This is a genomic window from Candidatus Chlorohelix allophototropha, assembly GCF_030389965.1.
GTDB lineage: Bacteria > Chloroflexota > Chloroflexia > Chloroheliales > Chloroheliaceae > Chlorohelix > Chlorohelix allophototropha.
In genome coordinates this window covers 640,548-666,664 of sequence record NZ_CP128399.1, presented here as the reverse complement: position 1 = coordinate 666,664, position 26,117 = coordinate 640,548, and the positions used below count along the sequence as shown (strand labels likewise).

The 26,117-nt window shown below is 45.9% G+C and carries 20 protein-coding genes and 1 riboswitch; of the genes, 11 read left to right on the top strand and 9 right to left on the bottom strand.

What is annotated here, in order from left to right; translation table 11 throughout:
• Nucleotides 1-17 precede the first annotated feature (17 nt).
• Entirely contained in the window at nt 18-3,143 is a 3,126-nt protein-coding gene (locus OZ401_RS02890) for an efflux RND transporter permease subunit (RefSeq protein ID WP_341469211.1), read from the top strand.
• Between the two features lie 644 nt (nt 3,144-3,787).
• Here OZ401_RS02890 and OZ401_RS02885 read toward each other — a convergent pair.
• Complete coding sequence (locus OZ401_RS02885; protein WP_341469210.1) at nt 3,788-4,177, bottom strand: VOC family protein; 390 nt, start codon at nt 4,175-4,177, stop codon at nt 3,788-3,790.
• A gap of 296 nt (nt 4,178-4,473) precedes the next feature.
• Between OZ401_RS02885 and OZ401_RS02880 the strand changes: the two genes are divergently transcribed.
• Together OZ401_RS02880 and OZ401_RS02875 are read left to right on the top strand one after the other, a co-directional pair.
• Nucleotides 4,474-4,965: a CinA family protein gene (locus tag OZ401_RS02880; protein WP_341469209.1), complete on the top strand. Its 492-nt coding sequence runs from the start codon at nt 4,474-4,476 to the stop codon at nt 4,963-4,965.
• Nucleotides 4,966-4,984: 19 nt separating this feature from the next.
• Nucleotides 4,985-5,584, top strand: coding sequence for a thioredoxin family protein (locus OZ401_RS02875; RefSeq protein ID WP_341469208.1), 600 nt, complete (start codon nt 4,985-4,987; stop codon nt 5,582-5,584).
• 127 nt (nt 5,585-5,711) lie between these two features.
• Here OZ401_RS02875 and OZ401_RS02870 read toward each other — a convergent pair whose 3' ends face one another.
• From OZ401_RS02870 to OZ401_RS02860, 3 genes are all read right to left on the bottom strand, one after another.
• Nucleotides 5,712-6,686 (bottom strand): UDP-glucuronic acid decarboxylase family protein, encoded by a 975-nt coding sequence (locus tag OZ401_RS02870; protein WP_341469207.1) that lies wholly within the window; start codon nt 6,684-6,686, stop codon nt 5,712-5,714.
• A 106-nt stretch (nt 6,687-6,792) separates the two neighbouring features.
• Entirely contained in the window at nt 6,793-8,199 is a 1,407-nt protein-coding gene (locus tag OZ401_RS02865) for a UDP-glucose dehydrogenase family protein (protein WP_341469206.1), read from the bottom strand.
• A gap of 90 nt (nt 8,200-8,289) precedes the next feature.
• Nucleotides 8,290-9,867 carry a sugar transferase gene (locus OZ401_RS02860; RefSeq protein WP_341469205.1) on the bottom strand — a complete coding sequence of 526 codons (1,578 nt, stop codon included), beginning with the start codon at nt 9,865-9,867 and terminating at the stop codon, nt 8,290-8,292.
• A gap of 408 nt (nt 9,868-10,275) precedes the next feature.
• Here OZ401_RS02860 and OZ401_RS02855 point away from each other — a divergent pair, with 408 nt between their 5' ends.
• Genes OZ401_RS02855 through OZ401_RS02835 form a run of 5 tightly spaced genes read left to right on the top strand, consistent with a single transcriptional unit; the run spans nt 10,276 to nt 14,263 of the window.
• Nucleotides 10,276-10,545 carry a heavy-metal-associated domain-containing protein gene (locus OZ401_RS02855; protein WP_341469204.1) on the top strand — a complete coding sequence of 90 codons (270 nt, stop codon included), beginning with the start codon at nt 10,276-10,278 and terminating at the stop codon, nt 10,543-10,545.
• A gap of 35 nt (nt 10,546-10,580) precedes the next feature.
• Nucleotides 10,581-11,750 (top strand): pyridoxal phosphate-dependent aminotransferase, encoded by a 1,170-nt coding sequence (locus tag OZ401_RS02850; RefSeq protein WP_341469203.1) that lies wholly within the window; start codon nt 10,581-10,583, stop codon nt 11,748-11,750.
• Complete coding sequence (locus OZ401_RS02845; RefSeq protein ID WP_341469202.1) at nt 11,751-12,209, top strand: hypothetical protein; 459 nt, start codon at nt 11,751-11,753, stop codon at nt 12,207-12,209.
• Nucleotides 12,206-12,907, top strand: a complete 702-nt coding sequence (locus OZ401_RS02840; RefSeq protein WP_341469201.1) for an HAD family hydrolase — start codon at nt 12,206-12,208, stop codon at nt 12,905-12,907. The genes OZ401_RS02845 and OZ401_RS02840 overlap by 4 nt, the downstream gene beginning before the upstream one ends.
• A gap of 48 nt (nt 12,908-12,955) precedes the next feature.
• Nucleotides 12,956-14,263 (top strand): sodium:calcium antiporter, encoded by a 1,308-nt coding sequence (locus OZ401_RS02835; RefSeq protein WP_341469200.1) that lies wholly within the window; start codon nt 12,956-12,958, stop codon nt 14,261-14,263.
• Nucleotides 14,264-14,342: 79 nt separating this feature from the next.
• Here OZ401_RS02835 and OZ401_RS02830 read toward each other — a convergent pair whose 3' ends face one another.
• The 4 genes from OZ401_RS02830 to OZ401_RS02815 form a co-directional block, all read right to left on the bottom strand.
• Nucleotides 14,343-15,110 (bottom strand): ABC transporter ATP-binding protein, encoded by a 768-nt coding sequence (locus tag OZ401_RS02830; RefSeq protein ID WP_341469199.1) that lies wholly within the window; start codon nt 15,108-15,110, stop codon nt 14,343-14,345.
• 15 nt (nt 15,111-15,125) lie between these two features.
• Nucleotides 15,126-15,911: an ABC transporter permease gene (locus tag OZ401_RS02825; protein WP_341469844.1), complete on the bottom strand. Its 786-nt coding sequence runs from the start codon at nt 15,909-15,911 to the stop codon at nt 15,126-15,128.
• Between the two features lie 306 nt (nt 15,912-16,217).
• Nucleotides 16,218-17,573, bottom strand: coding sequence for a CAP domain-containing protein (locus OZ401_RS02820; protein ID WP_341469198.1), 1,356 nt, complete (start codon nt 17,571-17,573; stop codon nt 16,218-16,220).
• 170 nt (nt 17,574-17,743) lie between these two features.
• Nucleotides 17,744-19,219: a transposase gene (locus OZ401_RS02815; protein ID WP_341469197.1), complete on the bottom strand. Its 1,476-nt coding sequence runs from the start codon at nt 19,217-19,219 to the stop codon at nt 17,744-17,746.
• Between OZ401_RS02815 and OZ401_RS02810 the strand changes: the two genes are divergently transcribed.
• Both OZ401_RS02810 and OZ401_RS02805 read left to right on the top strand, forming a co-directional pair.
• The gene (locus OZ401_RS02810; RefSeq protein ID WP_341469196.1) at nt 19,115-19,909 is read left to right on the top strand and encodes an IS5 family transposase; all 795 of its coding nucleotides are present in this window, start codon (nt 19,115-19,117) and stop codon (nt 19,907-19,909) included. The genes OZ401_RS02815 and OZ401_RS02810 overlap by 105 nt on opposite strands.
• Nucleotides 19,910-20,416: 507 nt before the next feature.
• Complete coding sequence (locus tag OZ401_RS02805) at nt 20,417-20,644, top strand: hypothetical protein (RefSeq protein ID WP_341469195.1); 228 nt, start codon at nt 20,417-20,419, stop codon at nt 20,642-20,644.
• Between the two features lie 307 nt (nt 20,645-20,951).
• On the opposite strand, the gene OZ401_RS02800 is transcribed toward OZ401_RS02805, so the two are convergent.
• A complete protein-coding gene (locus OZ401_RS02800; protein WP_341467879.1) occupies nt 20,952-22,043 on the bottom strand; it encodes an IS4 family transposase in 1,092 nt (363 codons plus the stop codon).
• A 214-nt stretch (nt 22,044-22,257) separates the two neighbouring features.
• A riboswitch (SAM riboswitch) is annotated at nt 22,258-22,357 on the top strand.
• Nucleotides 22,358-22,433: 76 nt separating this feature from the next.
• On the opposite strand from OZ401_RS02800, the gene metH reads away from it, so the two are divergent.
• Nucleotides 22,434-26,024, top strand: a complete 3,591-nt coding sequence (gene metH / locus OZ401_RS02795; RefSeq protein ID WP_342398989.1) for a methionine synthase — start codon at nt 22,434-22,436, stop codon at nt 26,022-26,024.
• The last annotated feature ends 93 nt before the right edge of the window (nt 26,025-26,117 follow it).

Sequence of the window (26,117 nt, the reverse complement as noted above, 5' to 3'; positions counted from 1 at the left end):
ATACTTGGAGGTTAAATTTGACAGCCCTAACAAATTGGGTACTTAAGCGAAAAACTGCTACAGTTTTAATCACCCTAATAGTTTTTCTCTTTGGGGTATTTTCTCTCACTCAATTAAAAAGCGAACTATTACCCAATATCGATTTACCATATCTGACCATTACTACTGTTTATGCGGGAGCAGCCCCCGCCGATGTGTTAGAGCAAGTATCCAAACCGATTGAGCAGGTAGTAGGCTCGACCCAACACATTAAATCGGTACGTTCAACTTCTACCGAGAGTTTTTCCATCGTTATTGCCGAATTTGAATTTGGCACTAATCTGAAGGATATACAGCAGACTCTAAACACGCAGTTCCGTACTTTATCACTGCCCACCGACTTGAGGGGGCAAACTCTCCAACCTACTGTCAGTGAATTGAGTTTTGCCAGCCAGCCCGTTGTTTATATGGGCGTAGAAGCTTTGAAAGGGCAGACTACCGAAGAACTAGGGATAGTTGCTAGAGAACAGCTTAAACCTGCGATTTCTGGATTGGCGGGAGTATCGAGTGTACAAATTACCGGGGATGTATTGAAAGAAATACGCCTCAGTATAAAAACTGACCAACTCAAACAGCACGGTCTAACCCAGAGCGATATTACTAATGCCCTGAAGGGGTTTAACCTCAGCTTTCCTGCCGGAACTGTAAGCCTAGAGCAGAAGGATGTCTCTATACGCACTACCTTCACCTTTGGCAGCTTAGACGACCTGAAGAATCTGGTTATTGCACCCGCTGCTACCGTTACAAGTGCAACATCTGCAAAGTTAAGCGATATAGCAGACGTAGTTTTGGTAGATGCGCCGAGCAGCAGTATCAGCCGCACCAACGGCAATCCGGGGTTATTAGTTCAGGTTTTAAAAACCCAGAACGGCAATACAGTTGACGTGGTAGATGTTGTTCAAAAAAAGGTGGATGAGCTTAACCAAAACCTGAATGGCAGTGTTAAAATCAGTACCATTTATGAACAAGCCAGCTCCATTAAACAATCCATTGATGGTCTTGTACGCGAAGGTTTACTAGGCGCATTCTTTGCTATCCTAGTAATATTTCTGTTTTTGCGCAATGTAAGAAGTACTTTGGTCACCGCTATTTCCATTCCTACCTCAATCGTGGTGGCGTTATTACTGCTGTGGACTCAGGCAATCACCCTTAATATTATGACCCTCGGTGCGCTGGCAATTGCCGTCGGGCGCGTGGTAGACGATGCGATTGTGGTGCTGGAAAATATCTTCCGCCATGTACAAGAGCGACCGAACGAACCTATCTCGGTAGCGGTTAAAACCGGTACACGGGAAGTAACCAATGCTATCACCAGTTCCACCCTCACTACTGTAGCAGTATTCTTGCCGCTTGGTTTTGTAGGGGGCATTACCGGGCAATTCTTCTTACCCTTTGCCCTTACCGTAACCTTTGCCCTACTGGCTTCATTGGTAGTAGCATTGACAGTTGTTCCGGTCTTTGCCAGTTACTTTATTAACCATAAGGCAGTCGGAACGCATGACGAGAAGCAGGATACGTGGCTTCAGAAACTCTATACTCCAGTTTTACGCTGGTCACTTAAAAACCGCTGGAAAACTTTGTTGATCGCTTTCTTGCTGTTTATCATCGGTAACGGTTTGGTCACACAGGTTCCGGTAGCATTTATCGGTAGTAGTGGGGATAAATTGCTCAATATTACCCTGTCAATGCCAACCGGTTCCGATCAGGTTTCAACACTTGCTAAGGTTACGGAATTGGAAAAGGTGCTACAAGCGGATAGTCGGGTAGAACTTACCGAGTCCATTATTAGCGGCAAAAGTAGCTTTACTCGCGCCCAAGCTGCGTTTTCTGGAGGCGGAGGCGATGCTACCTTCCTGTTAAGATTAAACAAAGATGCGAACTTGGATGCTGCTATTAAAGACATACAAAATAAAATGAATCCCTTGAAACCCCAAAGCGGCAATATCAAGGTGGCTTCGTTGACCAGTTTCAGTAGTGGCTTCTCAATGGTAGTACAGGGACCTAACGAAGAGAGTGTTCGCAAAGGGAGCGACATGGTTCTGGAAAAAATCAAGGGTATAAGCGAACTTACCAATCTTTCCAGCGATGTCTCGGCGGTAGTTCCCCAGATAGTGGTAAAGCCAAATGTTGCGGCGACAGCGGGAAAGATAAGCACCCAGACTTTGGGATATCTTCTCAGCAGTGCGCTGCAACCCACCACCGTCACTTCTATCCGTTTTGATAACGGTACCGCAAACAACGTAGTAATTTACCCGCCTGACCTGAACGGGCAAACTATCGATCAGTGGCTTGAGAGCCTGAAAGCTACCCCTGCAGCCGGTAACTTAACTTTCGGGCAAATTGCCACATTCACCCGTGTTGAAGCTCCCGTTAAAGCCACCCGCTTAGGTCAAAAACCCACTGCCAGCATTTCAGCCGCGCTGATTGGTGATAATACCGGCGGTGTCACAAAAGAAGTAGAAAAACAGCTTAAGGATGTGCAATTACCCACCGGTGTAACCTACACTCTAACCGGGGTAAGCCAGCAACAGGGCGATGCCTTTATTGGGTTGATAGCGGCGATGGGTGTAGCGATTGCGATGGTTTATATCATCATGGTTATCGCCTTCGGCAGCCTACTAGAACCTTTCGTTATTCTTTTCAGTCTCCCGCTTGCCACTATCGGGGCTTTTACCGCGCTGTTCATCACTCACCGCGCGTTGGGTCTTCCGGCAATGATCGGATTACTGATGCTAATCGGCATCGTGGTTACAAACGCCATTGTGTTGATTGACAAAGTAAACCAACTTCACCGAGATGGTAAGGAGAAAAATGAGGCATTAATCGAAGCAGGACGCAATCGGGTACGCCCAATCCTGATGACGGCGGTTGCCACAATTCTAGCCCTCTTGCCATTGGCATTAGGACTGAGCGAGGGTTCGATTATCGCCGCCGAATTGGGTACTGTGGTAATCGGTGGTCTTGTCACCTCAACCGTATTAACGCTGGTGGTTGTCCCGGTAATCTATAGCCTACTAATCGGGTTAAAAGACCGCTTGACCGGACGTGGTAAAAAGAGTGGGGAATTCGAGGAGGAGCAGAAAGCAGTTTTATCGGGTATCTAAAATCTAGACAATCTAAGCTCGAGTGGTAAAAGTGTTTTGGCAAACAAATTTTACAACAGGATGCAATGTATTTGCCCACTCGAGCTTAGAGCAAATAAAGTTAGCGGCAAGCCTAGACGATTTGCAAAGCTTGTTAGACCTCAATCTCATAATGGGTTCTCTTATTCTGAGAATGCCGATGGGTATTTTGAGCAGGAGTGGTTTGGAAAGAAGTTGAATGGCGTACTTACGAGCATAACCGATAGCGGCAATGAATTCGTTAAGAATTAGCGGGTTTTGAGAATGATTAGCTTCTCGGTAACGAGGCGTCGTTTGGTTTAATAATTCTCGTTTGGATTGATAGCTCATTGATGACCTCATGTTATCCCCTTCGCCTGATTCCATTTTAGTTATTGGTCAAAGCGTCGGGTAATATTACTCGTGAGGCAAGTATCCAGGCAGGGTTAGATTTCTCGTGATGCCCTGCGCAATTCTTAAGTTCTTATTATTGCTCAACAATCAAGTTTGGCTTGCCAGTAATATGCCACCGGAATGGATCGATTTTCCGGGAAAATAAAGAGGTCGCCTTCCGGCGACCATGTTGGGACACTTAACTGCTATTAAGTGAGGTAGTTAATTGGGGGTAGGTTGTCTAAGAGAGCTGATTAAGCAGCATGATGGGTTTGTTCGATCACACCTACAAGATTCCCCACAGGATCTGAGAAAATACCGATAAAATCACCACCCGGAATTTCCATTTTTGGTAGAATGGTTTTCCCACCCAGTGAAGAAACTTGTGCCAGTGTACCCTCCACATCAGCAGTGGTAAAATAGGGCAAAATCTGCCCGGCTTTCACCATTTGATTATCAACAAGGGAAAATGCGATACTTGCACCGGATTCAGGCGAGTACATGTGGTACACCATATTGGGGTCGTCTGGACTAGGGACAGGAATCGCAACAAAGTTCCACCCAAACAACTCTTTATAGAATTTACCGGAGATAGTAGGGTTAGTAGTCGAAATTTCTATGTGATTTATTGAATGATCTGCCATCTTTTTTCCTTTCCTAAGTTCAAATTCATGGATACATTATGTTTGCACTTTCTATTAATGGTATAGTTTTGATTTGGTAGCCTACTGCATATTGTAGTAAGTCATTCCAAAATCAGCTTAAAACGCCAAAAGTGCAAAGGTATTGATGGATATTTATGTAGATAATCAAGGAATAGCACACTAAGATATTAGCATATATGTTCGGTTTTGTCAAGGCTATAAATTACCGTTTCTTTAACCAAATATTTACTATTCTATTCGGTTTCATATACCAAAACACTAGCTAGGAGAATATAATGGCTGATATTGGCTCGATACTGGTGGAGGGAGTGGTAGGCGTGCTACTCCGCGAAAAACGCCTCACCGTTGCCACCGCCGAAAGTTGCACCGGTGGGCTGATCGGAGATCGCATTACCAACATAGCTGGTTCAAGTGACTATTTTATGGGTGGAGTGATGAGTTACAGTAATGGGGTAAAAGAAAAGATACTAGGTGTCCCGATGTCGGTACTGGAAACGATGGGAGCAGTAAGTAGCGAATGTGCGTTGGCAATGGCGCAGGGCGTTCGCCGTTTGCTGAATACCGACATCGGCGTAAGCGCCACCGGAATTGCCGGACCAGGGGGTGGTACGCCGCAAAAGCCGGTTGGTCTGGTTTATATTGCCCTCTCTGCCGATGGTTACGAACGAGTAGAGCGTTTTATCTGGTCAGGTGATCGTATCCAGAATAAGCGAGAATCTTCTGAAGCAGCTCTAAAAATTTTGCTGGAATATCTGCAAAGTCTTTAACAGATTGGAGTAGTACAACATGCCTTTAAGCGAAGAACGACGGCAACATGCCTTTAACAACGCAATGACCCCGCGCCAATTTGTAGAAAGTATGGAAATTTATCGCGAAAGACTGGAGTCAGGTTACGAAGCTACCGAATTTCGACCTGAAACTCTGACGCTCTTTGCCGCTTTACCGGAAACGTTAGAAGTATTAGGGTTAGTGGAGGATACTTCCGGGGATGTAGTTTTCAATCTTCCCATCCTGATGAAATTGGCTGACTGCACAGGCAAGTTAAACATACATCTGCTGCGCCGTTCAAATAATCAGGATATTGCCGCTCAATACATTTTACGAAGTGGAAGAAATCATCTGCCCACTTACATTTTCTACAATACTAAGGGTGACGAGTTGGGAACCTTTATCGAGCGCCCTCTATTTGTAATGGAATTGATGGCAGATTGGTTTCAGGAATTTTGGGAAAAGCACCCTGACCTACCCGGTTTCGGGACATTTCCGGGACAAATGCCGGAAGCTAGTCGCTTAGTGTTAAACGATTTCTTCGCAGAAAAGCGTGAACCACTCCGTGCGCAGGAGGCTGAAACCATCGCCAAACACATTTTAAAGCTGGTAAGCTGAACAAGAACTCAACCGTTTTCGATCTAACGGAATAGAATGGGATTAGATTTTCAGAGGTGCTATGTCTGTTCTAATTTTCCCGCCACTTGGCTTGTATAACGTCGCCTTTTTCTCAAGCGCAAGTGCTTTAGCTTGCCAGCAACTCAATATTATCCAACGGTTTGTTGATGAGTTCTCGGAAATATTCAGCAGTAAGCCGTATGCCCTCTTCCAATGAAACTTTCGGTTCCCAATTGAGAAGTGTACGCGCTTTGGTGATATCGGGGCAGCGACGATTAGGATCATCCACTCTGCCGGGCAGATACACGATTTCTACATCCGGGTTCACAATATTGGCAACTACTTGGGCAAAATTAGTAATGGTGCGCTCGTCTGGATTGCCTAAATTAATAACCTCTCCGGCAGTCCCTTCGGTGTGCATTGCTTTTAATAATCCGGCTACCAGATCAGAAACATAACAGAAAGAGCGAGTTTGCATGCCGGTTCCGTAGATTGTCAGGTCGTGACCGTTGAGAGCTTGCATAATAAAATTGGGAACTACACGCCCATCCTGCGGATCATTGCGGGGACCATAGGTATTGAAAAGGCGCACGATACGCGCATTTAGTCCGAATTGCCGCACATATTCCATTGTAAGGCTTTCAGAAAAACGCTTGCTCTCATCATAGCAACTACGAGGACCAACCGGGTTTACGTTACCCCAATAATCTTCGCGCTGTGGATGTACCAACGGGTCACCATATGCTTCGGAGGTAGACGTAATCAGGAATTTGGCTTTATCCAACAACGCCATTTTCAAAAGATTATGAGTTCCAACCGAGTTGACTAAATGAGTTTCGATGGGATGGCGAGAATAGCCAACTGGACTTGCCGGACTTGCCAAATGGAAAATTGCATCTACCGGACCACTTTCGATTTTTAAGGGCTCTATAATGTCATGTTCATGAAATTCAAAATAAGAATGCCCTATCAAATGAGCAATATTGTGTATGTTACCGGTAATAAAATTATCTATTGCGATAACCTGATGACCTTGCGCAAGCAAAGCCTCGCATAAGTGTGAACCTATAAATCCGGCACCACCGGCAACCAATACTCTCACTACATTACTCCTTATTTAAGAGGACTTTACTATTTAAACTTGAGTTTCATAATATAAGTGCGATTTAGGGCAGCACATTTGAGTAGTGCCGCACGTCATTAGTTTGTTATCGCTTGGCTACTCTGCTCATTTCAAGCGGGCCTGAACCTAGGATGCCAGCCAAAGCACGAAAGCTGTTAAAACTGCTGCTATCCTGTAGCTCTTCGTCAGGACGACCAATTGCTTCATAATTGAAGCCAAATCGGCGCATTTCTTCAGGGTCATAAAGATTACGTCCATCAAACAGGTTGAGGCGGTGCATTAATTTCTTCACTTTTTGGAAATTAACTTGCTTGAATTCGTTCCACTCGGTTAGTAGCAGCACTGCTTCTGCTTCTGTTACCGCTGTATATGGATCGTTGCAAAATTCGACGGCACCGGGAAGAAGCATTCGCGCGTTTTTCATCGCTACCGGATCGTAAACAATAACTTCTGCTCCTTTTCGTACAAGAGCGGTAATAATATCGAGAGCAGGAGCTTCACGCATATCATCAGTATTGGGCTTGAATGCCAGACCCCACACGGCGATGCGTCTACCGGTAACCGAGCCGAGCTTGCGTTCAATTTTCTGAACAAACAAACGGCGAGCATCTTGGTTTATATCCATTACTGCCAGCAATAATTGTGGGTGGCAATTGTGAGTAGCCGCCATATGTGCCAAGGCTTTGACATCTTTCGGAAAGCAACTACCGCCGTATCCGATACCCGCTTGCAAGAATTGAGGACCTATTCGTTTGTCATAGCCCATCCCTTCTGCTACGACTTTGACATCTGCTCCTAAGGTGTCACAAATCTGGGCAATCTCGTTAATGAAACTAATGCGGGTTGCGAGAATCGCATTGGAAGCGTATTTAATCATCTCGGCGGTACGCAGATCAGTTATGATAATAGGCGATTTAAGGGCAGAATAGAGCGAGGAAACCATTTCGGCAGCAGCGCGTTTGGTACTGCCCAAAACAATGCGATCAGGGTTCATAAAATCAAAGACGGCGGAACCTTCCCGCAAGAATTCGGGGTTACTCACCACTTCGAAAGTAGCTTCAACGCTACTGTCATTCAGGCTGCGCTCCAAAATACTAGCAACCCAATCACCCGTACCAATCGGTACAGTGCTTTTGTTGATAATAATTGTATGTCCCTTTAGCACTTTGGCTATTGACTCGGCAGCCATCTCTACGTATTTAAGATCAGCGCTACCATCTTCACCCTGTGGTGTACCCACCGCGATAAAAGCGAATTCTGCTTCTGGAACAGCTTCAGCATAGTTAGTTGTAAAAATCAGACGACCGGCCTCATAGTTACGTTTAACCAATTCTTCTAAACCCGGCTCGTAAATCGGCAATTCACCGCATTTCAAACGAGCGATTTTTTCTGCATCAACATCCAAACAAATTACGGTGTTACCAAGGTCAGCAAGACATGTACCGGTTACTAAGCCAACGTATCCAGTGCCAACCACACAAATTTTGCTCACCTGCCAAATTCTCCTTGTATAATTACTGTTTTTACTCGTAATAAAGGCGGGTATAAATCCCGCCCTGTAGTCTATGATTTACCTTTGAGCTTAGAAAGCTCCATCTCCATTCAGTACTGCCGGGATTGTCTTGAGGATAATCTTCAAATCCAACCAAGGCGACCAATGCTCTGCGTAATAAATATCAAGCTTAACCATTTCTTCGTAACTGATATTACTGCGCCCACTCACTTGCCACAGACCAGTCAAACCGGGTGTAACCTCCAAGCGACGATAGTGCCAATCATCGTATCGCTCAACTTCGCGAGGTATAGGCGGGCGGGGACCTGCAAAGCTCATTTGACCAAGCAAAATGTTGAAGAACTGCGGTAACTCATCCAAGCTGGTGCGGCGGATAAACTTGCCAACCCGAGTGCGACGCGGGTCGTCTTTCATTTTAAAGGTTACGCCGCCGGTCTGGTTAAAGCCCTTCAATTTTGCCAGCATTTCGTCTGCGTTTACATACATTGAACGGAACTTGAAACAGGTGAATAATTTTCCATCCTTACCAACGCGAGTCTGGCGGAAAAGCACCGAGCCGGGGCTATCAAGCCTGACTGCTAGGGCAACAAGCAGCATCGGGATTGCAGTAATTAGGATTGCTATTAAAGACAATACTATGTCCATGCTGCGTTTCAAGAAATAATTCCAACCGGTTAATTTATTTACATCATAGCTGATTAAGGGAACACCATTAAGTTCCTGTATGCTCAAAGTGTTGATCTTTAGCGCATATATATCTGGAACCAGAGTGAAGGCAACTCCCATCATACGGCACTGCTGAATTACTTCATCAATCAGATCATGCTCACTACCCGGCAACGCTACAAATACCTGTTTAATATCTTTTTTACGGATTAGTTCGGTCAATTTGCTGATAGGACCAAGTAGATTTACTTCACTTTGCTTATCACCGCGCTTGCCATAATTAGCGCGCAATGTCCATTTGGAGAAACGTTCTTCATCATCCACGTAGCCAACAACGCGATAACCGGTGGAAGGGCGTTGTACAATCCCATGTATCAGACGCATTGCCACGTCGGTAGTGCCTACCACTAGGGTATTGCTAACCCAGATGCCGCGAGACCATAGTGCGCGGTAGATAGCACGTACACCCAGACGTTCTAAAGATAAAAAGATGATTGATAAGACCAGTAGATATACAAACATCAACCGCGAAGGGTCAAACGGACGCATAATATAGAGAGCGACCATTAAAATACCCATCGAGATGAAGGTAGAACTTATAATATTGCCAACTTCATCCAGATAACCGGCAATACGTTGCATCCGGTAGAAGCCTCTCAAGTGCAATATTACAAACATACTAAGAGTAAAACCGAGTTGAATGCCTAGATATTCACTTAACGGAGTCTGATATTCAGGATAAACATCACTACCAAGTTGAAAATAGAAGCGCATTGCATAAGCATTAACGAAAGCAGCATTTATTAGACACAATTCCAACACATAGCGACCCAATCGCATCCAGCGAGGTTTCTTCAAATTTTCTAATTCTGTAAAAGGCCTATTTAGAGTAATTTCATTCATTTTATCTTCAATAATATGCAAACCTATGCTAGGCTTGAAGTCCAAGGTTTCGTTCCGTTTTGCGTAATCCATTTTCATTGTGCCCTTCTCTGGCTACACCTATGCATAAATACAGTAATAACACCCAACGTCTCGAATTAATTTTTTGACCGCTTCCCTGTTCATTAGCCAACACCAGAAGGATTAACTTCTTTAATAGAATAATTCTATATAATTTTCCTAACTTTGTGGTGAAACGTATAACAAATATAGATTACATAATTGAAAGGCTCTGATTAGGTAATACGGAAAAATTTGATTGCAATGGGCTGAAGGTAGCACATCCTAAACGAGTTAAAATATTTAATTATATGACAAAACTTAAGGATTGCCTGTAATTTACCCTGTATTAGGTCATAATGCCCTTTGCAAAAGGATGGTAGAGGGTTAAAATTAGGATAAGGGTTTATTACCCGGAGACGATTTATTATATAAGGAGATTATTAAATGAAAAAAGAAGTTACTTATGATGTACCGGGAGTAAGCTGCCAGCATTGCGTGAACAGCATTACCACTGCCGCAACCGGTTTGGGGGTTAATGATGTGCAGGTCGATCTGACTACCAAAAAAGTATATCTGGTATTTGATACGGGTAGTGTCGATGAAGTTGCTTTAAAAGCTGCCATCGAGGAAGAGGGTTATGATATTGCCGGAGAGACTCCCGGTAAAGCCTTCAACAACCCAAATGAAGGGAAAAAGAGTCTCAAGATTGTCTAAATTTGTGTCCTTTGTTTGACAAGGAGGTCAAACCTATGAGTTTTGCCGAACGTATGGGGCTTTTAGGCACCGAAAGCGCCTTTGAAGTATTGGCGCGTGCCAAAGCATTGGAAGCACAAGGTCGTAGCATTATCCACCTTGAAATTGGAGAGCCTGATTTTGATACTCCGCCGCATGTGGCTGAAGCGGGCATAAAAGCAATACGCGACGGTAAAACTCATTATGGTCCTGCTGCCGGACTTCCCGAATTTCGAGAGGCAATTGCAGCATATATAAACCGTACTCGTGGGGTCGAGTATACCGCAGATCAGGTGGTAGTAACTCCCGGCGCAAAGCCCGTAATCTTTTACACCATTATGGCGCTTATCGGGCAGGATGACGAAGCGATTTTTCCTGACCCCGGTTTTCCGATTTACGAATCGATCATAAAGTTTGCGGGAGGCAGGGCGATTTCGCTACCGCTACGCGAAGATCATAACTTCCGCTTTTCGCTTGCCGATCTTGAAGCCCGAATCTCACCGCGCACCCGCCTATTGATAATCAACAGCCCCCACAACCCTTGCGGTTCAATGCTAACGTCCGATGATATGAAAGGTATTGCTGAACTGGCAAACCGTCATAATTTTTGGGTGCTTTCCGATGAGATTTATTCTCGAATCGTATATGACGGTGAGTTTTGTAGCCCAACCCAATATCCAGGTATGACCGCCCGTACCGTTTTGTTGGACGGTTTTAGCAAGACCTATGCAATGACCGGGTGGCGCTTGGGCTATGGACTTATGCCCAAAGAGATGGCGCAGAAAATGGCGCAATTGATGGTCAATACCAACTCTTGCACTGCCACTTTCACCCAATACGCGGGCATTGCGGCATTGAACGGTTCGCAAGCTAACTCCGAAGCAATGATATCGGAATTCTGGGCGCGCCGGGATTTGGTATTAGATTGGTTGAACACCATACCGGGTGTAACCTGTCAGATACCGGCAGGCGCGTTTTATGCTTACCCTAATATCAAAAGTTTTGGGCAAAGCGCCAAAGCAATTGCGGACTATCTCTTGCATGAGGCAGGAGTTGCCACTCTGAGCGGAACTGCTTTTGGCGCGGAGGGAGAAGGCTATCTGCGTTTAAGCTACGCCAACAGCCGCGAAAATCTCAAAGAGGCATTAAGCCGGATGCAGAAAGCTTTTGAAGGGCTAAAGAAGTAAATGCCGATTCTGACCAATCAAAAAGAACCTGAGCCGCCTGAAAATTCGGGTGAACCGCCTGATTATGCCATGCGCTACCTTTTTACCGGCGAGCGCAACCCCCAAGAAGATTTGCGCCACGCCGCTATTGTGCTGATTATTTCGGGGGGTTTGGGCACTCTTTTTGCTCTATTTTATATATGCTTTAATTTGGAATTAAGGCTGAGCGTGCTGTTATGGTCGCTGCAATGCCTTATAATAGCCTGCGGGATACGCACAGTTTACGAAATCTTGTCCCTTAAAAGAGCAGGTTCGTGGTTTGCGTTCCCGCCCTTCCTGTTAGTTATTGCAAGTTGGCTTCTGGAATTGCAAGCGCCGGGTATTTTTGACGGGATGTTGAATATTTATTTCTCAACGCCTGCATCCCTAGCCTTGTTTATCGGTGGCGGCTTACTGGAAATATTGAAAAGTAATAGATGAATAATAGCCTTAATCGTCGTAAACTCGTTGTATTTGATCTGGATGGTACACTGTTAGATAGTAATCGCGATATTGCCACAGCTTTGAATTACAGCATGACCACCATTGGCGGACTTCGCCCTGAAGATATTGACCAGCGGCGTGTGGCAGCCTTGATGGGTAAGGGACTTGAAGAAGTTTTTGAAAATTTTCTGCCCGATAGGCGCGACCTTTATCCAGCTATGGTAGCGGCTTACCGCGATTACTATAGCCTCAATATGACCACAACTACTCATCTTTTTCCCGGTATGCTCCCTATACTTGCTACTTTAAAAGAATTAGGACGTATTACGGCGATAGCCACTACCAAATGGCAAACTACCGCCGATAAATTGGCAGATTACTTCGGCTTGCGCCCCTATGTGGATTTTGTACAAGCAACCGACCGCGAGGGCTTTCCCCTCAAGCCTGACCCGTTTATTCTGCAACTGCTCATGGAAAAGGCGCATATGACTCCGGCTGATACTATTATGATTGGAGATACCGACAACGATATTTTGTGCGCCCAACGCGCTGGAGTTGCTTCGGTAGGTGTAATCTGGGGAGCATGGAGCGAAGAAAATCTTTTGAAACTTTCTCCCGATGCTATCGTATCTACTCCTGAACACTTGCAGGCTCTTTTGTTGCCTGAAACGCAGCAATACAAGACGCTTAACTGAATTAGTTAATCCCATCAAAGAATAATGGGTAGAGCATAGGAGCTTAATTTGAAAGGTTGGAAGTGGATAGTGGTTGCCTTTATCATGACACTACCCGGTGTTATTGGTCAGTTTGTTGCCTTAAAGTATCTTGAGAAAGAACAACCGTTACTTGGTTCTCTTCTCTGGGGTCTGGCGGTGATTGGCGCAGCCTTCCTGTTAAGTTGGGGGGTGGAAGCAGCACAAGAAGATGTTCCCAAGGCATTGGCATTTTCGGCGCTGGCGTTGCTGGCAGTACTTCCTGAATACTCGATTGATTTTGCTCTAACTTATCGAGCCGGTACTGAAGAAGCTTATCAGGAATATGCGTTGGCGAACCTGATAGGCGCAAACCGTATGATTGTCGGTTTTGCTTGGCCTCTGGTAATCCTGATATTTCTTTTTAAATTTCGTAAACCACAGGTTAATCTCGCAAAAGGGCAGCGGGTGGAAATCGGCTTCCTCTTATTTGCCGGACTATATTCGTTGATTTTGCCGATTAAAGGTTATATCGACCTTTTGGACGTAATCGTATTTGTAGGTTGTTTTGTTCTATACACCATTCGTATCGCAAAATCAGATGTGCATGAGCCAGAACTGGTAGGACCTGCCGCCACACTGGGAGAATTACCTAAGAACAAGCGGCGAATAATAGTGGCGCTCATATTGTTATTCTCAGGTTTTGTTATTTTTTTATGTTCTCATCCTTTTGCCGAATCGCTGATTCAAACCGGGTTAAGTATTGGAGTAGACGAGGTTCTGCTTTTACAGTGGTTTGCGCCGCTCGCCTCGGAAGCGCCTGAAATAGTAGTTTGCGTACTGTTTACCTGGAGGGGATTGGCTGGTGATGGGCTTGGCGCGTTGGTTGCCAGTAAAGTTAACCAATGGACTTTATTGGTCGGTACGTTACCGCTAGTTTTCAGTTTGGGTGCGAAAGAACTCAAAGCCTTACCTTTGCACGATACAATAATTGATACTACCGGCAAAACGATTGAATATGACCTGATCGGTCCTATGTTGGTAACTTCGGCACAAACCATACTGGCATCAATGATTATTCTCAATCTGCGAGTTAGTTTGAAAGGGGCATTGATTTTACTTGGCTTGTTTGTGGGTCAATTCTTGGTGCCAAAATATATTGCCGGAGTCGATTCGCATTATCCGATTGCGGCAATATATTTTGGATTGGCTATTTATATCGCTATACGCGAATATCGGCAGTTTGTACCGACTCTAGTTAGCCTTGTGAGTGTAAAATTTGTTCGTAAGGAAGAAGCAGAAGAACTGAGATTGCATGGGAAGGAAGAACCTAGCTTGCGCCCCGCTATAAAGCATTGATGTAGTGTCGGTTCTGTAATAAGCTTTATAAATTTCTGGCAAGGGGCTTGCGCCCCTTGTTTTGATTCTAGGTTTACAGCTAACGTGTGCTAATAAAAGTGGGGTTTGTTTGTTGCTCGTACATTTTTAAGACTTCAGGGGGCGTTCCCTGTGCCACAATACGCCCGTTTGCAAGGTAAATTGCCTCATCACAGAAACGCGCTATTTCACCCGGACCATGCGATACGAACAGGATAGAAACATTCGCCTTCTTCATTCTTTCCAATTCATCGTAACATTTGCGACCAAAGGCGGCATCCCCAACTGCTAATACCTCATCCACTACGAGAATTTCCGGGTTTACGGTAATAGCAACCGCAAAGGCAAGGCGCATATACATTCCACTACTATAGTGCTTTACGGGAGTGTCAATGAACTTTCCAAGCTCACTGAAATCTACAATTCTATCGTAGCGTTGTTCCATATCTTTTTTCGAGAAACCATAAATAGCGCCGTTGAGAAAAATGTTATCGCGGGCGGTCAGGTCGGGATGGAAGCCCGTACCTAACTCCAGCATAGCCGACACTCGTCCGTTTACCCTGATGCGTCCTTCAGTAGGTTGGATGATGCCTGTTACCAGTTTCAAGAGAGTGCTTTTACCTGCGCCATTCCGCCCAATTACACCGAGTGTTCTCCCGCGTCCCAATTTGAAGCTAACATCCTTTAGCGCCCAGAAATCCTCATCTAGTTTCTTTTTGCGTCCCAAAGAGTTGATAAACCAACTTTGCAAGGTGCCTTTTCGCTCGTGGTGCAATTTGTAATACTTAGAAACATTATCAACTTCGATCAAATATTTGCTTGAACTCATAATTTTACTGTCCGGTTACAGCACTTCGCCCAAAGAGCGAGAAGCCTTTATAAAAAAGTAATAACCCAACACAAATGAGAGAACCCCTGTTAAACAGGTGCGCAGTGTAAAGAGCGGCTCAGGGGAATAGTGAAAGAAAAGAATCGCGCGATAGCTCTCAATAAATGAAGCCATCGGGTTGAGCCAATACACCAGTTGCTGTGCGCTTGGGAAAACTCTATCCATTGTGTAGAGAATCGGGGTAAGGAAGAACCAAGCGGTTAACCCTACTTCCATTATGTGTGTTAGATCGCGGAAATAAACTACGGCGACCGATAGGAACAAACCTAACCCACACATAAAAAGGAGATGAAAGAAAAGTATCACGGGCAACAACAAAACATACCAAGTTAGCCCAATTCCGTTGATGAAAATAATCAGGAAGAGTGGGATCAAGGATAACAGGAAGTTTACGAATACCGCCAGCACCGAAGCTATCGCCAGTGTTTCTCTTGGGAAATAAACCTTTTTTATCATGGAAGCATGACTGAGCAAGGACATCATACCGGTTGAGATGGAGTTAGCGGTAAAATTCCACGCCATCAGCCCCACCAGAATAAAAGCGGTATAACTATTATAAATGCGGCATTCCCGTGTATTGGCAACATCACAGTTCTGTGGCGCTGTTTGCGGCAGCAGCACTACAAATACCAAATAAAAAACAAACATCATCATTAAAGGATTCGCCAACGACCAGACAAAACCCAATATTGAGCTTTTATACCGAAGTTTTAGATCCTTTAAAGTTAGTTGTTTAACCAGTTCTCGGTAACGATAGAGATTAATCAGGCTATGCCAGAGTGAGGTATGGCTAGAATCAAATCTACCAATTTGTGGTTTATCGGCACGTTTGAAAGATGTTGAGATGGTAATATTCCTCCTGAATTACCGGCGAGAAAAATTAACTCACCAATTTAGCGCATAAATGCACAAACCCATATCCAGTAAAAATACCAAATTCAGGTGAGTGAGTCAAATTTGTCTTAAAATCAGGTTAAAACTTGCACCTCTTTTTAGGCAAGGCGCAAGCTTTATCTTTAGGAATAACGGTTGGGGAGGGGTTGGGGGTTACGGCGTACCAAAGTCAGTAGTCCAGTACCATTTATAAAGCGAACTGGCAGTATAGACCCTACCAATGCCTATTTCAGTATAATTTCCTAGCATATTAGTATTATGTCCGGGTGAGTTCTTCCATCCGGTGAATACATCTTGGGCGGTTTCATAGCCTGCTGCTATATTTTCCGCTGCCGCATGATAAGTGTAACCGAAATCGTTCATGCGCTTGAAAGGGTCACGTCCCAACGAGTCGGTATGGCTGAAGTAGTTTTTAGCGCCCATATCACCGCTCATCCAACGTGAAGCAGCGGTTAACTTCTGGTTAACGCTCAATGCACCTTTACCGTTGGCAGCCCGATACTGGTTAATAGTACCGAGAAAAGCCTGTTCCTCTGTATCCAGCCCATTTGTTGGAATAGGAGTGGGTGCAGCAGTTGTTGGCGGTGTAGTAGAGGGAGTCGTAGATTTAGGTGGCGTGGTAGTGGGAGCAGCTACTGGTGTAGTAGTGATAGGCGTTACGCTATTGCGCCATGCCATGTAATGTATCCCAATATTCCCCATCTCTACTTGCCAAACCGGGTCATTTGCAGGGTTAAAGGTAAGGGCGCGCCGCTCAAAAAGTTGCACCAGTACTTCGCGTTCAACTCCTGCAATTTTAAATTTAGCCCAGTAGGGTTCGGTAATAGGCAGACCGATAACATATTGCCAATCTATACCTCTACCTTTAAGACCCGCCATCCAATTGTAGAATACGTCCGGGATGTTGTGCCCTAGGTTGTTTTCATAGAAAGCATAACTGGCACGCTGTGGATAGACTGTATTTTTGCTGATAGCGCCCTGTCGGTCAATAAAATCAGTAACATAGCCGTTTTTATTGCCAGCGCGATGGTCATTATTTAGCGAGGCAATACTATTAAAGGTAGCGTAGGTTGGACCGTAAGGGCTATCAAGATCGCCCCCAACCGGCACAGCGGCAGGCGCTTTTGCCTCGGTGGTGTAATCGCCAAGCGCCATTTGCCCCGAAACCAACTCACGGCATAGCAAGCCATTAGTAACAAACCAGATACTATTGCGATCACCGTTGGGATTGTTAATTTCCATGCGGCTTTTGTCAAAATAAGAAACAAGGCGTTGCCCACCGGGCGAATCTTTGTATGCTTCATAGCGATTCAAGCGCGGTTCGGGTCCCCAAATCCAACTGGCTTTGAGGCTTCCGTTAGCAATCGCCTGATCGGTTTTTTGCCAAATATTTGCAAAAGCTTGATCGGCAAAGGCTTCGGCGTTGGTGAATCCCGGCGCTACCAAAAGTAAAGGTGACAGTATTAGCAATACAAGTGCGATTCTAAAGAAGTATTTCGTTTTACCCATATCGAATTTCATCCTCAAAGAAATAAACATATTAAATGCCAAATTGAAGTTTAAACTAATTAAATCATTTAATAAATAGTTTGACGTTTAGATAAACGGGGCTATAGGAAATAGAAACCCGTATCGGAACTTACAAAAGAATGACAGTTTGTAGCCAGTTACCAGCAAATTTAACAGCGAATATTCGTCAAATTAGAGGTAGAAACCCCCTTTTTGACCACCTTATAGCGGGTAGCTGGTCTTACTTTGGTGCCAACCGCTCGACCCTTCCCATTTCCTCGCACTTTGCTGGCTTTGGCCGGACTGCCCAACTGCACAATTATTCCGGACAAGCCTCGTCGAATTTGCTGAGGGCTTGGCTGTCGTTGACTATTTTCCCAAGGTCGCAACACTTCCAAGCCCAAGCCTTGAGCGATTTGCAATTCGTCGTGTACCAAACTGACTATCGCCGTCCACAACTCAAACTGGCTCGGATAGCGCAAGCGTGGTTTTTCCCACAACAAATCTTGTTTGTCAAAACGATAGCCGTGTTCTATCGAGTAACGCCTCTTGTAATACGACCAGACTTGCGTCAGGTCAAGCTCAGTTTGACCCGACCACACATACCAACTTTCCAGAGGGTCATGGGTTTTACCACTGGCTGCCTCACGCTGTATTCGGATTATGCTCAGTGCCAGTTCAGGTGCTTCCCTCAAATGCAGCTCAGTCCATGCGCTTACTACCAGTTTGTGTCCATTTTCGTCCGTCCCAACCCACACTCGCTGCGGCAAACCGTGCGTATTGGGATCATTACATTGGAAACGAGCACCGTGTTTAGCGGGAGCGCCGCGACCTCGTTTCTGCTCATCTCTCACCACTTTTCGATAGAATACTCGGTTAGACTTGAGCCGCAGCAGCAAGTCATAGTCCTTACTGCTATTTTGAATAAATGCTTTGGTGGGGTAGTACCGGTCTCCCAGATTGAGCGGTCTTTCAGCAAAATATGGGCGCAATTCGCTCAGTTGCTGGCTGGCTACCTCTGCTGGTGTTTGACTGGTTTTGATCCTGCGGTTGGAGACAATGTATGTATGGCTACTGGTTTGAGCCGGCACCACCACCACGGTCGAGAATTGCCAACCCACGGTCACGGGCTTATCACAATTGGGCAGATTGTGTTTGTAAAGCCAGCCACGATCTGCAGATGTAGTGCTAAAGGGTCGCTCGATATTGGTAGCATCCACTGCCAGTACCAATCTTTCACCATCGAAGGGATGAGGGGCGTAGCGCACCATGGTTTGCTCGAAGCGAGTTTGGTTAACTTGACCCATTTGCAAAGCCTCATACAAACTGGGCCATTTTCGCTCAAAATTGGGCGAAAGGGTCAGTTCCAGTACCGATTGAGCCTGGCTTTCTGTCATAAGGGCATCCGCCAGATTAAACAATGCGTCACTGGCGTATTCAAAGCAGTCATAGATTTCGTGCCGAAATTCTTTAAGAGCGTTTCTTAAAACTGAGTAAAGAAGAAAGTTGAAATAAAAAAGAATAATGGGTAAGCTCGTATTATGAGTACAAGAAAAGCTTACCCTACCGACCCGAGCGATGCCGAGTGGGAAATCATTATGCCATATTTCCCCCCTAACAGTCGAGAAGGTCGTCCCAGAGTACATCCCTATCGTGAAATAGTCTGCGCCATCTTCTACTTACTCAAAACTGGTTGCCAATGGGAAATGCTTCCACAAGAGTTTCCTCATTGGAAAACAGTCTATCACTACTACCGTCTGTGGCGCTGGAACGGTCTTTGGCAACGTATTTACGAGGCACTACACCAAAAAGTGCGAGTTAAGGCAGGACGAAATCCCCAACCCAGCGCTGGTATCATCGATAGCCAGTCAGTAAAAACCACCGAAGTTGGAGGAATACGGGGTTACGATGCAGGAAAAAAGGTGAATGGGCGCAAGCGGCACCTGCTGGTGGACACCTTGGGCTTTCCGATCGTGGTCAAAGTACAAGCTGCGAATATACAAGATCGAGATGGGGCAATAGAAGTGCTGGCCACTGCTGAGAATAAATGCCGTACCCTGAAGTTGGTATGGGCGGATGGAGGTTACAGCGGAAAGTTGGTAGAGTGGGTGGCTGGAATGTTCGATTTTGAACTGGAAATAGTCAAACGCACCGACGATATTAAAGGTTTTAAGGTACAACCGCGTCGTTGGGTAGTAGAACGGACGCATGCCTGGATCGGGCGGAACCGACGAATGGCGAAAGAGTATGAGCGTTTACCACAGCATTCGGAAGCCAATATTTACATTTCTATGATCCGTTTGGCTCTCAAAAGGCTTTCTAAACTTTCGCCTTGATCTAGTTTTAAGAATGGCTCTAAGTGTGTTAAGGTTCATACGAGTAGTGTCCTTTCTCAATTAGAACATTACTCGTCTGGGCAAGTTGTGCCAACACTGCTTGCCCTTTGGTTTATCTAAACGTCAAAAATAGTATTAAAAGGCTAGAATTGCGCTTCACTCAGAAATTTACCATAGGTAAAATTGATGGGCAAATAAAAATCCAATGGTAACCGCATAAATAGTATCCATACCATTTTAAGTACAGCCGCACCGCGAAAAAAGAACTACCCAAATTATGACACATTTTCCCATCATTAAAATTCAACAACTTCCATAATTTTGCGAATAAGTGTATAATGCACCTATATTATTAGGTGATTTATAGGTGATCTATATATAAGTGTAAAATCCTAATAATAAATAGCATTTCTTTAGCAAGGGAGCTAATTCAAACTCTTTCTTTGCTGATTACCAGAAAGCTTGGCTATATCGGTTTCAGAGATATGGTCAATGGAGGTACAAAATATGAATAAAAATAAGATCGAGCCTTTGAGTGGCAAAGAGTCTCGAAATGAGTTACTAGAGCGAGAACAGAAATATCTCGAAGCCTTATATAAGATAGAAAAAGAATATCAGGAAAAACGGATTGCATTACATCGTGCAATTACCGAAGTCCAAGATGTGCTAGAAGAAATTCCTAATGAACAATATGAGGCTCCGGTAAGATTCTGGATGTACTCAAAAGTTTCCTAAATCTTTACCCTCTTTAATCCTCTATACTTGCTTTACAATGGCTGCGCCCAGACTCCTTAACCTTTGGGCGCAAAGCATTGTTTTACCTCAGCGGCTATTACGGTAGAGAAGAGCGAGGGTTTAAGTTGTAAAGGTTTTGGAAACCGATTTTTTTACCACCGCTTTCGGTCAAAACACAGCCTTGCAAAATCTGTAAGTTTCAAGTGGGTTCAGTTCTTTAAACTGGTAATTTACCACTTTCGTACCGAGCCTAATTTGTAGCCAAATTCCTATAAAAACCTTTTTGCAAATTTGCTACCGTACACAATTAGAAATCCTCTAAAAGAAAAGGGATAAAGGCGACTGGTAAGGGTAAATGTTCATTCAAAAAATGCTCAAGCAGGTTCAAACCTAAATTGAACAGGCTCAAATCCAGTCGTTCGGTGCGATGAATGACCCGGTTCCAGCCTTCAGCTAAAGCTATCGTACCCAGATGTACAATCCAAAGATAAGCCAGACAAGCCGCTAACAATAACCTTTCTAGCCGTTTAGGGTCATCCAAATGGCTCTTGTCCAGCCGAAACCCTCGGCTCTTGCTATCGGAAAAGAAGGTTTCAATCCTAAACCTCTTTTTGTAGTACCGGATTGCTTCCTGGGCTAGAGCCAAATTACTCACCAGATAAAGTGGCTCACGGTAAGGCTTTTGCCAGACCGCTATGACCAGTACTGGTCCGTACTCGTGTTTGCTGAATGCTACGCCGCTCTGACTCACTACCTGACCAGGCTGAACCCCTAACTTACTGATGGCATAATGAGCTTGTTCATCCAACCAGACCTGGCTATTTTTAGCAGTACGACAGACATACTGCCAACCGTAATAATCTAACCGTCTTAACAAACGACAGCCATCGAATTCACCATCACCCAAAAAGACTACTTGGCTACCAGACGGAACCAACGAGTGAACTTGCTTTAACAATCTGATGTGCAAAGCTTGAGCTAAATGTCCCTTTTTAGCCTTAACCACCAACCAACCCAAAGGTAAAGCCCGCCCCTGATATACTACACTGATTACTAAGCCCATTCCACCAGCACCAACCTGACTGCCATCTATCACCAGTACCAGTGGACAATGACACAGGCTACTCAGCAATTGTTTGGCGAAAGGAGCATACACCACTTTTTGGTTAAAGTTATCATTTTTGAGCAATCGGCGCATTCGGATGATGCGGCTTTCCCGTTTAGTTTTATCTGGCACTTTGGCGGCGATATTAGGCAACGCACTATGCCGACTACCTACAATCCCACTGATCACCATCGCTAGAATTGTTAAATATTGTAATTCGCGCCCCTGCGCTTGTGGGTGGAGTTGCAACAATTGCTGTTTTATGGCACGATGTCGGCGAAGGTTGTCACTCATTTTGGTATCCTTTTGCTTTCTACTTTGGTCGGTAAGAAAACTACAGTTTACCACTCTGCCTCAACCTTCTCCTCCTTTTCCTCTCCTTTATATCTGTACGGTAGCAAATTTGCAAAAGGTAATTCCTGTGGTGCAACAGCCCTGTTCAGCCCGGTTTGACCCTGATTAACGAGTATGTTAGTATGGTTTTGATAGGAAAAATAGCAAATATCTTGCACTATCAAGAAGAGGGGAGTGAACTGGCACGTTGAACCTCTAGCAACCTGTCGCCACTGGCAAGGTGCTAAATCCAGCCCGGTAGGGAAAGATAGAAGCCCGTGTAATAGCGCGGGAACTTGTAAACCTTCCGGTATGTACGGAGGGTTTTTTTGCGATTAGGAGGATAAGGGATTGAGCAACCAGATTTTTAATCCATTCGGCAGCCCGGAAAAGTATCAGGCTTCCAGCTTTATGCGGGAACTGGAAAAGCGCGTGTTGGTTTACGATGGCGCGATGGGTACACAATTGATGGAACGCAACTTGACCGTCGATGATTACGGTGGGGAGCAGTATCACGGTTGCAATGAATATCTGGTCTTAACCCGCCCTGATGTTATTGAAGAAATCCATTCCGCTTACTTCGCAGCAGGCGCAGATGTAGTCGAATCCGATAGTTTCACGGGTAGTCGCCTCAAACTGGACGAGTACAAACTCGGTCATCTGACTTATGAGATTAATTTCACCGCCACTCAGATTGCACGCCGAGTCGCCGACCGTTTTACCGCTGCCGACCCTTCACGTCCCCGCTTCGTTGCCGGAAGTATCGGACCTACCGGACTCCTGCCTTCCTCAGAAGACCCGGTGCTTGGCAACATCACCTTTGATCAGCTTAAAGAGACTTACGCCGAACAGAGCAAAGCGCTCATCGAAGGCGGCGCTGATGTGCTGCTAATCGAAACCTCACAGGATATTCTGGAAGTTAAAGCAGCAATTTTCGGGATTCGTGAAGCGATTATCCAAACCGGAAAATGGGTGCCGATTCAAGCGCAGGTTTCGGTGTTGGACGGTAACGGGCGAATGTTGTTAGGTACAGATATTGCCGCCGTTATGGTTACGCTAGAGAGTTTACGCGCCGATATTATCGGGCTTAATTGCGCCGTTGGTCCCGACCTGATGCGCGAACCGATGCGCTACCTAAGCGAACATAGCAAGGTTAAGCTTAGTTGCCTACCTAACGCCGGATTGCCGATTAATGAAAGAGGGCGCACCGTTTACCCGCTTCAGGCTGTACCTATGGCAGAAATCCTGAAAGAATTTGTAGAAGAACTGGGAATTAACATCGTCGGGACTTGCTGCGGCTCTACCCCTGAATACACCGCCGAACTCGCAAAACAGGTGTGGGGACATGAAAAGCCTGTGCGTACACTTCAAGCTGAAGCGCTGGTTTCGAGCGGTATTCGCGCTACCTCATTACTCCAAGACCCGCCACCAATGCTGGTAGGCGAACGGGTGAACAGCACCGGCAGCAAGAAGGTGCGGCAACTGCTGTTGGCAGATGATTACGATGGGTTGATGACCATTGCCCGCGAACAGGTGGAGGGTGGCGCACATACGCTAGACGTACAGGTGGCATTGACCGAGCGCACCGATGAAGCGGAACAGATGCGCCGTACCGTCAAGAAACTTTCTACCGCCATCGAAGCCCCGCTGGTAATCGACTCAACTGAAGCGGATGTAATTGAAGCTGCCCTGAAAGCTGCGCCCGGTCGCTGTATCATTAACTCTATAAATATGGAGCGAGGCACTGAGCGTATCGAAGCGATTATGCCGTTGGTGCGCGATCATGGCGCTGCCGTTATTGCGCTTACCATTGACGAAGAGGGCATGGCGCATACCGCCGAGCGAAAATTTGAGATTGCCACACGCATACGCCAGATCGTACATGAAAATTACGACCTACCGGATAACGCCCTTATTTTCGATTTGCTGACCTTCCCGCTTACTACCGGACAAGAAGACTTGCGAGAAGATGCCTATCAGACGCTGCTTGGTATCAAACGCCTAAAAGAGGCGTACCCGGAAGTTTTGACTATTCTGGGGGTTAGCAACGTTTCGTTCGGGGTGGCTCAAAGGGCGCGTGCAGTGCTTAACTCGATGTTCCTGCACCACGCAGTACAATACGGGCTAGATATGGCGATTGTAAATCCTAGCCACATTACCCCCTACGCTGAAATCCCGGACGAGCAGCGCAAACTGTGCGATGACCTGATTTTCAATCACGATCAGGATGCCTTGCCCCGCTTTATCGAATTTTTCGAGAAGAATACCAGCGCCGGGGTCAAAGCCGAAGCGGAAGACGCAACCGCAGGTATGTCGGTGGCTGAGAAGTTGCATTACCAGATTCTGCACCGCAAGAAAGAAGGCATTGAAGCGCTGGTAGATGCCGAGGTGGAAAACCGGGGCGCAGTGCCGGTACTCAACGAGGTGTTGCTGCCTGCCATGAAAGAGGTTGGCGACAAGTTTGGCGCGGGCGAACTCATTCTGCCTTTCGTGCTGCAAAGCGCCGAAGTGATGAAAAAAGCGGTGGCGTGGCTTGAACAATACTTAGAAAAGAAAGAAGGCTATACCAAAGGTAAGGTGGTAATTGCTACCGTCTTTGGCGATGTGCATGACATCGGCAAGAGCCTGGTGAATACCATTCTCACCAACAACGGCTACACCGTGTACGATTTAGGCAAGCAAGTTCCGGTCAATACTATCATCGAGAAAGCGGTGGAAGTGGGCGCGGATGCCATCGGTCTTTCCGCCTTGTTGGTCAGTACCAGCAAGCAAATGCCGCTGTGTGTGCAGGAATTACAACGGCGCGGTTTGGATTTCCCCGTCCTCATTGGTGGAGCCGCCATCAATCGGGCTTTTGGATATCGCACCAATTTTGTCAATAACAATCCTGAAACGCCCTACACGCCCGGTGTCTTTTACTGTAAAGACGCTTTTGAAGGCTTGTCGGTTATAGACAAACTCACCGATAAAGCTGCCAGCGCCCAATTTAAAAACCAGTTGTTGGTAGAGGCGCATGCATCGATTGTGAAAGAGCATGAACGAGATGCCCGCGTAGCACAAACACATGCCCGGCTAGAAGCGGAAGCAGCTACCAAAGCAGCCTTGAACGGTAGCATTCGTCCTAGTGGCGTTGAAGACCTTAAGCACTTACCCGAACCACCCTTCTGGGGTTACTGCACCCTTAAGCAATTGCCTTTAGAGCAGCTTTTTGACTTGCTGGATAAAAACACCCTGTTCCGATTGCATTGGGGCGGCGGTAGCAGCAAAAAAAAGCTTGAGGGTGGCTATGAAACGCTGGTAAAGGATGAGTTCGAGCCGTTGTTGGCGGAACTACGCGAGTCGGCAGAGCGCGAAGGCTTCCTTGCTCCCAAGGCGATTTACGGCTACTTCCCATGTCGCACCGAAGGCGAAGAAGTAGTAATTTATGACCCTGAGAATCGGGAACGCGAACTGACCCGCTTCAGTTTCCCACGTCAACCCGGTGGCGAAAAGCTGTGTCTTGCCGACTATTTTGCCACTAGCCAAACCGCCGCCGGCAAATACGATGTAATACCCTTACAGGTAGTTACCGCCGGGCAAGTTGCGGGCGAATATTGCGACCGACTCAACAAGCAAGGCGATTATAGTCGCGCCTACTTTGTGCATGGGCTTGCCAGCAGCATAGCGGAAGCTGCCGCAGAGTATCTCAACCGACAGATTATCGCGGAATTAGGGTTGCACGAAGGACAAGGCAAACGCTATAGCTGGGGATATCCTGCTTGCCCAGATCTGGAAGACCAGCAAAAGTTGTTCCAACTGATGCCCATCACCAGCGAAATTGGGGTGAGCATTACCGAAGCGCACCAACTTGACCCTGAGCAAAGCACAGCCGCGCTGGTGGTACACCACACCTCCGCCAAATACTACTCCACCCTAGATCGCGAATCGGTTTCCCGCCTGTAGTAAAATAGTAATAGAGGATGCTGGATTAATAATTATCCGGCATCCCCTACTCAACAAACATGATAACCTCTTTTAGCAGGAGTAGTATTTCCT

Excerpts from the sequence above, each read along its gene's own strand:
- OZ401_RS02810 (WP_341469196.1), top strand. The coding sequence starts at position 19,115 with ATGAGTACAAGAAAAGCTTACCCTACCGACCCGAGCGATGCCGAGTGG.
- OZ401_RS02880 (WP_341469209.1), top strand. The coding sequence starts at position 4,474 with ATGGCTGATATTGGCTCGATACTGGTGGAGGGAGTGGTAGGCGTGCTA.
- OZ401_RS02860 (WP_341469205.1), bottom strand. The coding sequence starts at position 9,867 with ATGAAAATGGATTACGCAAAACGGAACGAAACCTTGGACTTCAAGCCT.
- OZ401_RS02840 (WP_341469201.1), top strand. The coding sequence starts at position 12,206 with ATGAATAATAGCCTTAATCGTCGTAAACTCGTTGTATTTGATCTGGAT.
- OZ401_RS02850 (WP_341469203.1), top strand. The coding sequence starts at position 10,581 with ATGAGTTTTGCCGAACGTATGGGGCTTTTAGGCACCGAAAGCGCCTTT.
- OZ401_RS02855 (WP_341469204.1), top strand. The coding sequence starts at position 10,276 with ATGAAAAAAGAAGTTACTTATGATGTACCGGGAGTAAGCTGCCAGCAT.
- OZ401_RS02875 (WP_341469208.1), top strand. The coding sequence starts at position 4,985 with ATGCCTTTAAGCGAAGAACGACGGCAACATGCCTTTAACAACGCAATG.
- OZ401_RS02885 (WP_341469210.1), bottom strand. The coding sequence starts at position 4,177 with ATGGCAGATCATTCAATAAATCACATAGAAATTTCGACTACTAACCCT.
- OZ401_RS02800 (WP_341467879.1), bottom strand. The coding sequence starts at position 22,043 with ATGAGTGACAACCTTCGCCGACATCGTGCCATAAAACAGCAATTGTTG.
- OZ401_RS02820 (WP_341469198.1), bottom strand. The coding sequence starts at position 17,573 with ATGGGTAAAACGAAATACTTCTTTAGAATCGCACTTGTATTGCTAATA.
- OZ401_RS02845 (WP_341469202.1), top strand. The coding sequence starts at position 11,751 with ATGCCGATTCTGACCAATCAAAAAGAACCTGAGCCGCCTGAAAATTCG.
- OZ401_RS02815 (WP_341469197.1), bottom strand. The coding sequence starts at position 19,219 with ATGTACTCTGGGACGACCTTCTCGACTGTTAGGGGGGAAATATGGCAT.
- OZ401_RS02830 (WP_341469199.1), bottom strand. The coding sequence starts at position 15,110 with ATGAGTTCAAGCAAATATTTGATCGAAGTTGATAATGTTTCTAAGTAT.
- OZ401_RS02805 (WP_341469195.1), top strand. The coding sequence starts at position 20,417 with ATGAATAAAAATAAGATCGAGCCTTTGAGTGGCAAAGAGTCTCGAAAT.